Origin of the sequence: Blochmannia endosymbiont of Camponotus nipponensis (assembly GCF_009827135.1) — a bacterium.
Taxonomy (GTDB): domain Bacteria; phylum Pseudomonadota; class Gammaproteobacteria; order Enterobacterales; family Enterobacteriaceae; genus Blochmanniella.
The window spans coordinates 536,515-552,327 of record NZ_CP046534.1; the positions used below are offsets into that span (position 1 = coordinate 536,515).

Annotated in this window: 12 protein-coding genes; 11 read left to right on the plus strand and 1 reads right to left on the minus strand. The window is 29.5% G+C overall.

Translation table 11 applies throughout. The annotated features are described in order from the left end of the window. Nucleotides 1-667 precede the first annotated feature (667 nt). From GN161_RS02250 to der, 6 genes are all read left to right on the plus strand, one after another. A complete protein-coding gene (locus GN161_RS02250; RefSeq protein WP_159715156.1) occupies nt 668-1,837 on the plus strand; it encodes an IscS subfamily cysteine desulfurase in 1,170 nt (389 codons plus the stop codon). A gap of 508 nt (nt 1,838-2,345) precedes the next feature. Continuing rightward, nucleotides 2,346-2,762, plus strand: coding sequence for a nucleoside-diphosphate kinase (ndk, locus tag GN161_RS02255; protein ID WP_181950847.1), 417 nt, complete (start codon nt 2,346-2,348; stop codon nt 2,760-2,762). Nucleotides 2,763-2,947: 185 nt separating this feature from the next. Then, the gene (gene rlmN, locus GN161_RS02260; RefSeq protein WP_159715158.1) at nt 2,948-4,075 is read left to right on the plus strand and encodes a dual-specificity RNA methyltransferase RlmN; all 1,128 of its coding nucleotides are present in this window, start codon (nt 2,948-2,950) and stop codon (nt 4,073-4,075) included. Nucleotides 4,076-4,370: 295 nt separating this feature from the next. Then, nucleotides 4,371-5,498: a flavodoxin-dependent (E)-4-hydroxy-3-methylbut-2-enyl-diphosphate synthase gene (gene ispG, locus GN161_RS02265; RefSeq protein WP_159715160.1), complete on the plus strand. Its 1,128-nt coding sequence runs from the start codon at nt 4,371-4,373 to the stop codon at nt 5,496-5,498. Between the two features lie 22 nt (nt 5,499-5,520). Continuing rightward, nucleotides 5,521-6,828: a histidine--tRNA ligase gene (gene hisS, locus GN161_RS02270; RefSeq protein WP_159715162.1), complete on the plus strand. Its 1,308-nt coding sequence runs from the start codon at nt 5,521-5,523 to the stop codon at nt 6,826-6,828. 280 nt (nt 6,829-7,108) lie between these two features. Continuing rightward, the gene (gene der / locus GN161_RS02275) at nt 7,109-8,521 is read left to right on the plus strand and encodes a ribosome biogenesis GTPase Der (RefSeq protein ID WP_159715164.1); all 1,413 of its coding nucleotides are present in this window, start codon (nt 7,109-7,111) and stop codon (nt 8,519-8,521) included. Between the two features lie 48 nt (nt 8,522-8,569). On the opposite strand, the gene mqo is transcribed toward der, so the two are convergent. Further along, nucleotides 8,570-10,132 (minus strand): malate dehydrogenase (quinone), encoded by a 1,563-nt coding sequence (gene mqo / locus GN161_RS02280; RefSeq protein WP_159715166.1) that lies wholly within the window; start codon nt 10,130-10,132, stop codon nt 8,570-8,572. Nucleotides 10,133-10,779: 647 nt separating this feature from the next. Between mqo and guaB the strand changes: the two genes are divergently transcribed. From guaB to GN161_RS02305, 5 genes are all read left to right on the plus strand, one after another. Beyond that, a complete protein-coding gene (gene guaB, locus GN161_RS02285; RefSeq protein ID WP_159715556.1) occupies nt 10,780-12,249 on the plus strand; it encodes an IMP dehydrogenase in 1,470 nt (489 codons plus the stop codon). 97 nt (nt 12,250-12,346) lie between these two features. After that, on the plus strand, nt 12,347-13,954 hold the full coding sequence (gene guaA, locus GN161_RS02290; RefSeq protein WP_181950848.1) for a glutamine-hydrolyzing GMP synthase: 1,608 nt from the start codon (nt 12,347-12,349) through the stop codon (nt 13,952-13,954). Between the two features lie 365 nt (nt 13,955-14,319). Further along, a complete protein-coding gene (locus GN161_RS02295; protein WP_159715168.1) occupies nt 14,320-15,156 on the plus strand; it encodes an urease accessory protein UreD in 837 nt (278 codons plus the stop codon). Between the two features lie 19 nt (nt 15,157-15,175). Next, nucleotides 15,176-15,478, plus strand: a complete 303-nt coding sequence (locus tag GN161_RS02300; protein WP_159715170.1) for an urease subunit gamma — start codon at nt 15,176-15,178, stop codon at nt 15,476-15,478. A 27-nt stretch (nt 15,479-15,505) separates the two neighbouring features. Then, nucleotides 15,506-15,808 carry an urease subunit beta gene (locus GN161_RS02305; RefSeq protein WP_159715181.1) on the plus strand — a complete coding sequence of 101 codons (303 nt, stop codon included), beginning with the start codon at nt 15,506-15,508 and terminating at the stop codon, nt 15,806-15,808. The last annotated feature ends 5 nt before the right edge of the window (nt 15,809-15,813 follow it).

Below are 15,813 nucleotides of genomic sequence, written 5' to 3' on the forward strand. Positions count from 1 at the left end.
TTGAAATTTATTATTATAAATAAAAATATTTTTTATTATAAATATAATGATATGTATACTAATGAAAATAAACAATTCAATTTTTAAACTTAATTGAAATTAAGAACTTTATATAGTTATTTTGGTAAATAGTTGTGTATTATGTATATGGTTTACAATCATCTTTAATTTTTTATTAGAAGGATATATTCATTTTTGATGAAAATGGTGTTTATAATAATTATTTTTTTGCTGTCACAAACAATATTAATATTGTTGATGGTTTATTATTATATTAATTTTGTTGAAAAATATATCGTATGTAGAGAAATGTGCATATAATGATAACATAAATTGTGTCTTCTTTAAATTAACTAAATTAAATGGTTTGCAACGTGTTTATAACATAAGAAGTATATTTAATTAAATAATGCAGTAGAGTATGTGTTCGTTTACATCTAAAGTAAGTGTGTACAATAATATAAAATATAAAGTAAATTTTAATGTTTTCTATAGTAACAAATAATAATCATATAGCACAATGTGTTTATGCAAGATATACATACAACTTAAGAATAGATATATATTTAGAATATTTAATTTTTTTATATTATATAAATGGTGTTGATTATATAATATTTTTACATTTTCTATGTTAGAACGAATTTTTTATTTTGGAGTGTATTAGATGAAGTTGCCAATATATTTTGATTATGCTGCTACTACTCCTGTGGATCCCAGAGTAGTAGAAAAAATGGTAAAATATCTTACCCTAGATGGCATATTTGGTAATTCGTCTTCTCGTTCTCATTATTATGGTTGGAAAGCAGAAGAAGCGGTAGATATATCTCGTAAACAAATTGCTCAGTTGATAGGAGCTGAACCACATGAAATCATTTTTACTTCAGGAGCTACTGAATCAGTAAATTTAGCTATTAAGGGGATAGCTCAAGCTTATTGTAATAAGGGTAAGCATATTATTACTAGTATGACAGAACATAAATCGGTGTTAGATACCTGTCAGTATCTTGAAAATAAAGGTTTTGAAATTACTCGTATAATTCCAAAACCTAATGGATTAATAGATTTTGATCAAATTAGTGATGCATTACGAGATAATACAATTTTATTATCTATTATGCATGTAAATAATGAAATTGGTGTAATCCAAGATATTACCAAGATTGGGAAATTATGTCGTCTACATGACATAATATTTCACGTAGACGCAACTCAAAGTGTTGGTAAATTACATGTTGATTTATCTGTTTTACCAGTAGATTTAATGTCTTTTAACGGTCATAAATTATATGGCCCAAAAGGTATTGGTGGTTTATATATACGACAACATAGAGATCCAAAAATTTGTATTACTGCTCAAATACATGGCGGCGGACATGAATACGGCATACGTGCTGGTACATTGCCGGTTCATCAAATTGTTGGAATGGCTGAAGCGTATCGTTTAGCTAAAGAAACAATGGTAACAGAAATGATTTATTTAAAAAAAATGAGAGATCGTTTATGGCAAGGTTTACAACAAATTGAGGGAATATTAATTAATGGTGATTTAGATCATAGTGTAGGTACATTATTAAATATTAGTTTCAGTAATATTGATGGTGAAACATTAATGATTGCATTGAAAGATTTTGCATTATCTTCTGGTTCTGCTTGTACTTCTGGTGCCTTAAATCCATCACATGTATTACAAGCTTTGGGAAGAAATAGTGAATTAGCATATAATTCTATTAGATTTTCTATAGGGCGCTTTACAACCGAGGAAGAAATAGAATATGCCATTCATCATATAACTACTACCGTGATGAAGTTAAACGCTATGCTAAATTTATTATAATTTTTATAGAAAAATAAAATGATTTATTTTATACGTGAATTTGCGCATACCAAACAATGTATCTATAAAGAATTTGATAATTTTATTTATGTTGTTCGATTATATAAATAAAAAAAGTGATGTTTTTAAGGGTTATCTTTGATATATTAGATGGTCATTATTTTATTTTTTATATTTTTATTATTGAATATTTTGGTAGTTAGTGATATTTCACATATATTTAGATATTTTATTTAAATTAATACTGAATATTTGTTTTATTTATATTGTAAATAGTAAGATTTTATGGATAAAAATCGTTCAACTCATATAATTAATAGTTAAAAAATGTTTCGTTATAAAATATGGGTATGATGTAATTGATTAATGTATTTTTATTATTTTGATTTAAGGAATAATACTTCATTTATAACATAGATTTTGTACAATGTAAATAAGATACAGTGATATTATTTAAGGTAAGTGATTTTTATTTTTTGTGTAATAATATAAATAGGAATTAATGGCAATGTTGATATCTTCTAAAGAAAATACATTATCAATCATTAAACCAGATGCAGTTGCTAAAAATATAATTGGATCTATAATTAATAGATTTGAAACTGCTGGTTTTATGGTGATAGGAGCTAAAATGTTACAATTAACATATACACAAGCTTCTGAGTTTTATTGTGAGCACCAAAATAAACCTTTTTTTGAAAATTTAATAAATTTTATGATTTCGGGTTTAATATTTGTACAAATATTAGCAGGCCATAATTCAATACAACGTAATAGAGAAATTATGGGCGCTACCGATCCCATGCATGCATTAGCTGGTACAATTAGATCTGATTACGGGTACAATTGTACTAAAAATGCTATTCATGGGTCAGATTCTAAGCAATCTGCTGCACGTGAGATTTCTTATTTTTTTGATATTTAAATGATCAGTACGTATAGATATTTTAGCATTTATGAATAAAAAATAAGTGTTTGTTTGTTAAAAAAGAGCTTTAAGCATGAAAATAATATGCTGGTTTAATTTTTTTCCTGTTAAATTCATGCCAATAGAAGGTGGAAGATAGTTTGTTTTACGTGAAATACTAAGATAGTGAAAGATGTTTTATTATGTATCCAAAAAAGGTTAATCTCCTTAATATGAGCAAAGAAGAACTACTAATTTTTTTTTCTAAATTAGGCGAAAAATCTTTCCGTGCTTATCAGGTGATGAGATGGGTATATCATTATTATTGTGATGATTTTAATCAGATGACAAATTTAAGTAAATCTTTGCAAAAAAAATTGAATCAAGTGGCAGAAATTCGTGCTCCAATAATTACAACAGAGCAATTATCTTTAGATGGTACGATTAAATGGGCTATGAAAATTGATGAACAACAAATTGAGACAGTTTATATTCCTGAAAATATAAGAACTACATTATGTGTTTCATCTCAAATTGGATGTCCTTTAGGATGTAGTTTTTGTGGAACAGCTCAACAGGGTTTTAATAGAAATTTGCAAATATCAGAGATTATTGGTCAAGTTTGGAGAGCAGCACAATATATTACTCTTAATAGAAAAAAAGAAATAACAAATAGATTTCCTATTACTCATGTAGTGTTTATGGGGATGGGAGAACCTTTATTAAATATTATTAATGTTGTGTCAGCGATAAAACTTATATTAGATGATTTTGGGTTTGGATTATCGAAACGACATGTTATTCTTTCTACTGCTGGTGTCGTTCCAGGTATAAAAAAACTAAAAGATATGATTGATATACCGTTAGCTATATCTTTACACGCTCCAAATGATGTTATTAGAAATAAGATAATGCCAATTAATAAAAAGTATAATATTAATAGTATATTAGAAGCGGTGCGTAATTATGTGAAAAAAAATAAATATAATCATAGCCGAGTAACAATAGAATATGTGTTATTAAATCATATTAATGACGATGTTTTACATGCTCATCAATTAGCGAAACAACTTCAAGGTATTCCTTGTAAAATTAATTTAATTCCATGGAATCCAATTCCAAATATACAATACACATGTAGTTCTCGCATTCGTATACATTCATTTCTTAAGGTTCTATTACAACATAATATAGTAACCATTATACGAAAAATAAGAGGCGTGGATATTAATGCTGCCTGTGGACAATTGACAGGAGAAGTAATTAACCGTATGCATTGTTGTAATACGTTTTTTTGTGAAAAAATAGATAACACTGATCAAATATCATGAGATAAATTAATAAAACAGGTATATATAATATTTTCAATGTATGTGGTTTTGATCTTGTTTATACTAAAATTAAAATAATGAATCCGATAATAATTGTGTGTATCGTACGTAGTATGTATCGAAACTTGTAAAAATTATAATTTTCTGTGAGAAAATCACACAACATCCTTACTTTATATAACAAATAAATTTAAATAAATATAATTGTTTGCAACATAAGTATATGATTATATATACTTATGTTTTATATAGTCATGTATTTATGTTTTTAAAACATGAAAATACCGGAGAAAATATGAATAAGATTACGAATATTGTTCGTCGAAAATCTACACGCATTTATATTGGTAATGTTCCTATTGGAGATGGAGCGCCTATTGCGGTTCAATCTATGGTAAACACTCGTACCACAAATGTATTAGAGACAATTACTCAAATCAATGCCTTAAAAAAGGCGGGAGTGGATATCGTTCGAATATCAATACCTACTATGGATGCAGCTGAAGCTTTCAGAGTAATTAAACGACAAATAACCAATGTTCCACTAGTAGCAGATATTCATTTTGATTATCGTATTGCATTAAAAGCAGCTGAGTACGGAGCAGAATGTTTACGTATCAATCCTGGTAACATCGGGAATGATAAACGTATTCGAGCTGTAGTGCATTGCGCTCAAGATAAAAATATATCTATTCGAATTGGTGTAAATTCTGGTTCTCTTGAACGTGATTTACAAAAAAAATATGATGGTAATCCAACAGAATATGTCTTATTAGAATCAGCAATGAGGCAGGTAGATATTTTAGATAAACTAAATTTTCATCAATTTAAAGTCAGTGTTAAATCTTCTGATGTACAAATAACAATGAAAGCATATCGTGCATTAGCATCAAAAATAGATCAACCTCTACATATAGGTCTTACTGAAGCTGGAGCTTTACGTAATGGTACGGTAAAATCTGCAATAGCTTTAGGTTTTTTATTAAATGAAGGTATTGGAGATACAATACGAGTATCGTTAGCTACAGATCCTGTAGAAGAGGTAAAGGTGGCATTTGATATTTTAAGAGCTTTAAAGATTCGTGCTCATGGTATTAATTTTATAGCTTGCCCGGGATGTGCGCGACAAGAATTTAATGTGATCAATGTAGTGAATGCTTTAGAAGAAAAAGTAAGTGATATTACAACACCTATGGATGTATCTATTATTGGATGTGTAGTTAATGGACCAGGAGAAGCATTGAAATCAACGATTGGAGTTGCTGGCGCACATAATAAAAGTGGTATATATGAAGATGGTATACGACAAAAAAAACGTTGTGATAACATATCAATAGTTGAAGAATTAGAACGTCGTATTCGAGCTAAATCTAAGTTGTTAAGTGAAAATAGTCATCCTGTGTCACATACAATGAATAAATGATTAAAAATATGACGGATTAAATATGAAAAAAAATATCCAATCTATTCGTGGTATGCATGATTATTTGCCAAAAGATACGGTCATATGGCAGTATATAGAAAATGTGCTTATAACTATATTAGAAAGTTATGGATATAAGGAAATCCGGTTTCCTATTGTTGAAAATACAGATTTGTTTAAACGTTCAATTGGGGAAATTACAGACGTAATAGAGAAGGAAATGTATAATTTTAATGATCGAAACGGTAATAATTTAACATTACGTCCAGAAGGAACATCTGGATGTGTTCGAGCGGGCATCAAGCATGGATTGTTTTATCATCAAGAGCAGCGTCTATGGTATCTTGGACCAATGTTTCGTTATGAACGTCCTCAAAGGGGGCGTTATAGACAATTTCATCAGTTTAGTGCTGAAGCTTTTGGTCAAATAGGACCTGATATAGATGCTGAATTAATTTTAATTACTACTCGTTGTTGGAAGAAATTGGGAATCAATCATCATTTATCGTTGGAATTAAATTCAATTGGTTCATTATCATCTAGAATAAATTATCGTAAAAGATTAATAACTTTTTTAGAAAAAAATTTAAAAAATTTAGATCATAATGCTTTACGTCGTTTATATTCCAATCCAATGCGAATATTAGATACTAAAAATAGCAAGATTAAAGAATTATTGCTACATGCTCCTATGTTAAGTGATTATTTAGATGATGCTTCACATGTTCATTTTTCTGAATTATGTCAACTGTTAGATTTCTTAGGGATTCCGTATGCAGTTAATCCGTATTTAGTACGTGGTTTAGATTATTATAACAGAACAGTTTTTGAATGGGTTACTAATAGTTTAGGAGTAAAAAAGACTATCTGTGCTGGTGGCCGTTATGATGAATTAGTGCAGGAATTAGGAGGACATTCGATGCCTGCAGTAGGATTTTCTATAGGGTTAGAACGTGTGATATTGTTGCTACAGAAAATTAATGACAGCACTATTTTGAATAAAAATATATACATTGATGTATATTTGATTAGTTTAGGGCGTAATTCTCAAAAACATTCAATGCTACTATCTGAACATATTCGTTCAATGTTGCCATCTATACGATTAATGGTACATCATGGAGGTGGTAGTATAAAAAAACAATTTTATTATGCTAATAAATATAAGACACAAGTGGTATTAATCATGAGTGAGAAGAATGCTCTTGAAAAAACGATTATTCTAAAAGATTTACAATTAGGAACTCAAGAAATATTACAACACCACGCGGTGTCCGCAAGATTAAAGCATATATTACATGCTACGCATAAACTTGTTTATCATAAGTAAGTATAATATGAGTGTCAATTATTTCAGAAAAAATAAGATTATATGGATATTAATAAAGTTATAAATATTAAATGACTATATATAATTTTAAATATTATAAAGCTATTTTTTTTCTATTGCGTTATAATTACTGATTATAAAAAAAATTGTTATTTCAGCGAGTTATATTGTTTTTTTTATAAATAAATTACTTAAAATATAGGAATAACCGTATTATGCATATAATATTGAAATTATCGCAGGTAAATATGTACATATGTTATTTATAGATGATTAAATAATGTTACCTGTTATTACAATAGTTGGGCAGAAGAATGTAGGTAAGTCTACATTGTTTAATAAATTAACACGTACGCATGATGCTTTAATATCTAATTATCCAGGATTAACACGAGATCGACAATATGGTTATATGTTATATAAACAATGTAAATGTATTCTTGTTGATACTGGAGGTATTGACGAATTATATAATATACACATAGAAAGTATTGAAAATCATGTAACCTATCAAACAACTCTCGCAATAAAAGAAGCTGATATTGTACTATTTATGATGGATAGACAATCTGTAGAGTCGTCTATAAATTATGATATTGTAAATTTTTTAAAAAAATTAAAAAAAATTATATTTGTTATCATTAATAAAATTGATGATATCCCATACCATATACATACCATGATATGGGATTACTATTCTTTTGGTATAAAAAATGTTATTTTTATTTCTGCAATTCATGGACATGGAATGGATAATTTATTAGAAAAAATATCTTCATTTGTTTCAAAAAATATATTTTTTCACAGAAATAATACATCTGAAATCAATGTAAATAATGTTATTTATCATAGCAATATAGGTTCTTTTTGGGATAAAACAGATCCTACTATTACATTAGCTGTTGTAGGCCGACCTAATTCCGGTAAATCTACTTTTGTTAATCATATGTTAGGGAAAAATCGAATGATTACCTGCAGTACACCAGGAACTACTCGAAATTGTGTGTATGTGCCTATAATATATAATGATCAACAATATATATTGGTTGATACCGCAGGTGTGAGAAAAAGGAAAAAAATAAAGAATACAGCAGAGCAAATTTCTATTGTAAAGACATTGCAGATTATTAAGACCGTCCCGCTCCTGTTGTTCATAGGAGATGTAAATGTGGGGATATCTGATCAGGATTTATCTTTATTACGATTTATTGTAAATAATGGTAAATCTTTAATCATCGTTTTTAATAAATGGGATAAAATATCTCCAAATTTACGTAATAAAACTAAGAATGAATTATATGAAAAAATAAATTTTGTTAATTTTACTCAAATATATTTTATTTCAGCATTATACGGAAATGGCATGAAAACATTATTTCAATCAATTGAAAAAACATATCCTTTTTTTCGTGCTACAAAAATTATTAATACAGCACGTTTGATTCGTATAATGCATGCAGCTATATCTAAGTATCCTCCTCCATTTTTATATGGTAGTAGAATTAAACCTAAATATGTTCATATTGGTAAACACGAACCACTAACTCTAATAATCCATGGTACTCATGTTAGTAAATTACCTGTTGATTATAAACGATATTTAAAAAATTATTTTTATTGTATGCTAAATATTCCAGGTGTTTTATTACATGTACGTTTTAAGGATACTATTAATCCATTTCTTAATAAGTAAAAATATATAAGCATACAATTAATCATAAATTAGTATTTATCTAATAAATCAGCACGTTGGGTGCTGATGATCTGTTGCTTCTATGTAATTTAATTTCAAAATATTGCAAGTATAGCGTCTAATTTTATTTACTAAAATAATATTATTGTTTAAATTATTAGGATATGATGGGATCATATTTATAAGTTTATTTTTCCATGTATCACTATCAATTTTATCATTGAACATCGTATCTAAAAGCTCTAGTATTATTGACACTACAGTAGATGCCCCTGGAGATGCGCCAAGGAGTGCTGATAAAGTACGATCATTAGAACTGACTACTTCTGTTCCAAATTGTAGTATGCCTCTGTTTTTATTATTTTTTTTAATAATTTGAACACGTTGTCCTGCTTTTATTAAAGTCCAATCTGATGGATTAACTGTTGGATAATATTTTTTAAGTTCGTCAATACGTTTCATATCTGACATAGTTAATTGATGAATTAAATATTTAAGTAAATCAAAATTATCTATTCCAGCTTGAAGCATTGGAATAAAATTGTGTTTATTGAAAGAATGAAATAGATCTAACCATGACCCATATTTCAAAAATTTACTACTAAAAGTAGCAAATGGACCGAATAATAAAATTTTATCACCATTTAATATTCTAGTATCCATATGAGGAACTGACATTGGGGGTGTGTTAATGGATGCTTTCCCGTATACTTTAGCTAAATGTTGTGTCACTATTTTTGGGTTTTTTGTGACTAAAAATTGGCCTCCTACTGGAAATCCAGCATATCCACTAATTTCTGGAACATCAGAAGATTGTAACAGGCTAAGGGATCTTCCTCCTGCTCCTACAAAGACATAATTTGTGTGAATACATTTTCTTTGTTTAGATTGTTGATCAATTATATGTACATTCCAAGTTGTGTCGTTATTATGTTTTATGCATTCAACGTCATGTTGTACATACATATTAAAATTTAAACTTTTTTTTAATTTGTTCAATAACTGTTGAGTAAGTGCTCCAAAATTAACATCCGTACCCATCTCCATGCGAGTAGCTGCTATTTTTTGAGATGTGTTACGACCGTTAACAACAAGAGGAATCCACTGATGAATTTGCTGTAGATCTTCAGAAAAAACCATACCACTAAATAAAATACTGCTTTGCAATGCTTGAAAACGTTTTTTTAAAAAATAAACATTTTCTTCACCCCATACAAAACTCATGTGTGGGACACTATTGATAAAAGAACTGGGACACTTAATTACTTGTGTTTGTACTAAATATGCCCAAAATTGCCGTGATATTTCAAATGCTTCATTAACGGCAATAGCTTTTGAGATGTCAATGGAGTAATCTTTGTGGTTATATTGAGTGTAATTGAGTTCACAAAATGCTGCATGTCCAGTGCCAGCATTGTTCCATACATTAGAGCTTTCTTGTGCTGGTTTGTGAAGACGTTCATATATATGAATCTTCCAAGTTGGCTCAAGAATTCTTAAAAACATACCAAAAGTTGCACTCATGATTCCAGCACCAATCAACACTACATCTGCATGAGATGTAATTTTAATTAAATGATGTTGTTTAGTGAAAACATCAGTATTACTCATTTTTATAACTTAATAAAATTATATTTAGCGTCTTTTTTGATTTTTAATAATAAAAAAAATAAAACTTTTAGTATGATAATATAAATTATTTGTCATATAGTAAGCTTTTTAATGTAATTAATCTACTTTTAATTTTAGTGTAATTAAGTTATTTTTTGACAAGAGCATAAATAAGTTATAAAAATATAATAAAACTACTATTCAATTAAATTTAAAATTATCAAATATAAAGATATTATTAATATAATAGCTTGTTATCAGGTCAAAAATATAATTTTTTTATATAAACTTTATATATAACAATATATTTGTTGATGATTATCATATCAATATGTATAACTTTGATAGAATTTGTCATGATAAATTTTTGCAACTTACATGTTAAAACTTGATTAATTACATAATTTATGCTAAAAATGACATTTTTAGATATTGTATTATACATAATGTGATTTAATGAGCTTAAGGTGTTGGTCTTGATTATTTGGTTGTGGGTTGAGTTAATGGTGAGTTTTAATATTAATATGGGCGAGATTGGTTAAGGTATTGTGTGTTATATTTGGATAGTCTTAAAGTATAATGATGGAACTATACTGTAGTGTATAGTGGTGTAATTTATTTAGTTATTCGTTATGTTAGATAATTTCATGTTACGTTGTATTAAAGAGGCTTTAACTTTTGATGATGTCTTAATCGTTCCGTCTTGTTCAAAAGTACTTCCTACGGAAACGGTTTTAAAAAGTTCGCTTACTAGTTCTGTTGCTTTAAATATTCCTATTGTATCGTCAGCAATGGATACGGTGACTGAATCAGATTTGGCCATTGCTTTAGCTCAGGAGGGTGGTTTAGGTTTTATTCATAGAAATATGTCCGTAGAGAAACAAATTAATGAAGTACGTAGAGTTAAACGTTATGAGAGTGGAGTGGTAACTAATCCAAAGTGTGTTACTCCTGATACGACCTTGCTGCAAGTGAAAGAGTTAACTGCTTGTAATGGGTTTGCTGGTTATCCAGTTGTTATGAATACGAATGAATTGGTGGGTATTGTTACAAGTCGTGATGTTAGATTTGTTAACAATTTATCAAATTTAGTGTTTTCTGTTATGACTCCTAAAGAACGTTTAGTTACAGTACGAGAAGAAGAAAATAGGGAAATAGTATTGAGTAAAATGCATGATAAGAGAGTAGAAAAAATTTTATTGATTGATTCTTTATTTCATCTTAAAGGTATGATTACGGCAAAAGATTTTGAAAAAGCAAAACGTAAGCCACATGCTTGCAAAGATGATTATGGAAGATTATGTGTTGGTGCTGCTATTGGGGTAGGAAATGATTATAAAGAACGTGTTGAAGGATTGGTTGCTGTTGGTTTAGATGTATTGCTTATTGATTCTTCTCATGGACATTCAGATAGGGTTTTAGATTGTATTAAAACTATTCGAAATATGTATCCTGATTTGTCTATCATAGGGGGTAATGTTGTTACGAAAGAGGGGGCTTTAGCGCTGGTAAAATCTGGTGCTAGTGCAGTGAAAGTCGGTATTGGGCCTGGTTCTATTTGCACTACTCGTATCATTACTGGTGTAGGAATTCCTCAAATTACAGCTATTTCTGATGTAGCGGAAGCATTAAAAAATATGAGTGTTCCAGTCATTGCGGATGGAGGCATTCGTTTTTCGGGGGATATTGCTAAAGCGATAGCGGCTGGCGCGCATTGTGTAATGATTGGTTCGTTACTAGCAGGTACAGAGGAATCGCCAGGAGATATAGAATTTTATCAAGGTAGGTCTTTTAAAACTTATCGGGGTATGGGATCTTTAGGAGCTATGTATCAAGGTTCTGCTGATCGATACTTTCAAGAACAGGATTCTGTTATTAGTCATAAATTGGTACCGGAAGGTATAGAAGGACGTGTTCCTTATAAAGGAAATTTGGAGGCAATTATACATCAATTAATGGGAGGCGTACGTTCTTGTATGGGTTTAACAGGTTGCGTTACTATTAATGATTTAAGAACACAGGTTAAATTTGTGCGTGTTAGTCCTTCTGGTATGAGAGAAAGTCATGTGCACGATGTAATGATAACAAAAGAATCACCCAATTATCGTGTAAGATGATTAATGATGAAAATGTTACGTATGTATAAATAAATATGTTATTCACGTGGTGTAGTCGGTGTTATTAGTCACTAAACATGTGGTTAATTAATGAATGATGAATGTAAATCGAAGGAAAAGATATAGTATAAAATACAATGACCATCGTATTTTAGTGATAGATTTCGGATCTCAATATACTCAGTTGCTATTGAGAAGAATTCGTGAACTGGGGGTATATTCTGAACTTTGTTCGTGGAATATTAGTGAATCCCAAGTATTTGCCTTTAATCCTAAAGGTATTATTCTTTCTGGAGGGCCTCATAGTGTTAACGAAAGGCATGCTCCGTATATTCCTGAATTTTTTTTTCAATTAGGTGTACCTATATTTGGTATTTGTTATGGTATGCAGATTATGTCGTTGCAATTGGGTGGGCAAGTAACACATGCAATTGTACAGCGTGAATTTGGTTGTTCTCAGATAACAATTCTTTCTGAAAATGTTCTTATAAATGACATTTATGATTGTGTTGATGGTGTGACAGGGCGTTTAACGCTTGATGTATGGATGAGTCATGGAGATGTTATTACTACTGTTCCTAAAGGTTTTAGTATTATTGGTGTTAATAAATATAATCAAGTTGCTATTATGGCCAATGAAGATCGTCGTTTATATGGTGTACAATTTCATCCGGAAGTTACTCATACTAAAAAAGGAAAATTTATTTTGGAGCGTTTTATTACATGTATCTGTCGTTGTCAATCTTCTTGGAAAATAACTAATATTATAAATAATGTTGTTATGGATATTCGGATGAAAGTGGGTAAGGATAAAGTAGTGCTTGGTTTGTCAGGTGGGATTGATTCTCTTGTTACAGCTTTGTTACTACGACGTGCAATTGGCCGTCAATTTATTTGTATTTTTATTGATAATGGATTGTTATTAAATTATGAATTTAACAGGATTAGAGATGTATGTGCTAAAAATTATAATTTGGATGTTATTTATGTATCTAAAGAACAACAATTTTTAAATGCTTTAATTGGAGTTGTTGATCCAGAGGAAAAAAGAAAAGTAATTGGAAGGGTTTTTACAGAAGTGTTTGAAGAACAAATTCGTGGTTTAGTAGGAGTGAAATGGTTAGCTCAAGGCACGATATATTCAGATGTTATTGAATCTGGTAGGACCTTTTCTTCTGGTAAAAATGTAATTAAATCACATCATAATGTAGGTGGTTTTTTTGGAATTATGGGTATTCGGTTATTGGAGCCTATAAGAAATTTATTTAAAGATGAAGTTCGTAACATTGGGGTAGATTTAGGTTTGCCTTATGATATAGTTTATCGTTATCCATTTCCAGGTCCTGGTTTAGCTGTTAGAATATTAGGTGAGGTAAAAAAGGAATATTGCGACATTTTACGTAAAGTAGATTTTATTTTTATTGAGGAGTTGAAGCGTGATAATTTGTATTACAAAGTTAGTCAGGCTTTTGCAGTGTTTTTACCTATATATTCAGTAGGGATACAAGGTGATCGACGTAAATATAAATGGGTGATAGCACTGCGCGCGGTAGAAACTGTAGATTTTATGACAGCACATTGGGTTTATTTATCTTATGATTTTTTAAATAAGGTATCTAATCGTATTGTTAATGAAGTTGAGGAGGTATCTCGTGTAGTGTACGATATCTCTTCTAAACCTCCAGCTACTATTGAATGGGAATAAACATATAAGTTTAAATGTTAAGGTTTGTATATTTATGTCGTCTATAAAATAAACAGTTGAGAAAGATTTGTATTATATAGTGATTTTTTAAGATTGTTTGATTTTTTTTGTATGTATTATTGATAAAAAATTGAAACAATGAGGATTAAGAGTAAGTGTTGTCTATACTGAGATATATATTATATGGACTGTTATTTATATGGATTTATAATGTTTTAAATATATATATATATATATATACGAATTGTTTAAGTTATGTTGTTGTTTTTGATAGAATTAGGTATAGTGTTTTATTGTAATAATGATTTTTATATGTAGATGGATTTGTTGTTGTAGTTTTTAAAAATATTTTATATTAGATTTTAATGAGCACTGAATTATATCAGAAATTATTTGAAGGTTGGTTAGGGGAGTTAGAGTTAAATTTTGCCGTGCGTAAGGGACGTAGTGTACTGACAAAATGTAAACATGTTGGTCCATTTTACGTGAAAAAAAGTTTTTATTCAGATAATGATAATACTCCGCACGTATATTTATTGCATCCTCCTGGTGGATTAGTTGGAGGAGATAAATTGATGTTAGACGTTCAATTAGAATCAGGGAGTCGTGCATTGTTAACGACACCTGGTGCTGCTAAATTTTATAGCAGTAACGGAATGTGTGCAGTACAGAAAAATACGTTTAAGTTGGAAGGTAATACTGCTTTTGAATGGGTTCCGCAGAGCAGTATTTTTTTTCCTAAAACAAAAGCAAAAGTAGATACTACTTTTATTATAGAACAAGGATCTAAAGTTATATCTTTTGAAATGTTACATTTTGGAAATGTGTCATTGGGTGCAGATGTTTATCCAGAAGAAGTAGATATTTGTTTGAATGTTTTTTTATATAATTCTGTTGGTTTACAAGAACGTTTGCGAATAAACAAATTAAATTGTGTTATTAAATTAGGTGGATTTCAAATAAGTGCTTTACTTTTCGCTATTCCATCAGATGAAGAGATATTAAATAAAGTACGCAAACTAATTACATCGGTTAAACATTTTCAAATTGGAGGCGCTACGTTGTTGGATGAGATTCTTGTAGTACGATTATTAGGTAATGATAATCAATACTTAAAAAGTTTGTTGCATTGTATTTGGTATACTATACGTCCTGTTATAATTGGGAGAGAAGTTACTGTACCTCGCATTTGGTCGACATAAATAAGGAATATTTATTTATATGAAGTTATTACCCCGTGAAAAAGATAAATTATTGTTATTTATAGCAGCATTATTAGCGGAAAGACGTCGTAATCGTGGATTAAAATTAAATTATCCAGAAGCAATAGCACTGATTAGTTCTATAATTTTAGAGGGTGCTCGCGAAGGGAAAACTGTTGCTGAATTGATGGATATAGGTAAAAATGTGTTGACTAGGGATGATGTTATGACGGGAATACCTGAAATGATCACTAATATACAAGTAGAAGCTACTTTTACTGATGGAACTAAATTGGTGACGATACATGATCCAATAATTTGATAATGAATTAGTGAAGATAGAAATAATATGATTCCAGGTGAATTACGTTTTTCTTGTGGAAAAATAGAATTAAATGTTGGAAGGGAGCGGGTGTTGGTAACTGTTGTGAATTATGGAGACAGACCTATACAAATTGGTTCACATTTTCATTTTTATGAGGTTAATTCTGCTTTAAAATTTAATCGAGCTATTGTTCGTGGTTTTCGCTTAAATATTCCCTCGGGAACAGCAGTACGTTTTGAACCAGGACAGTCTAGGACTGTAGAACTTGTAAAGTATGCAGGAGCATGTAAAATTTATGGATTTTGTAAAGAAATTATGGGTGAATGAAATTA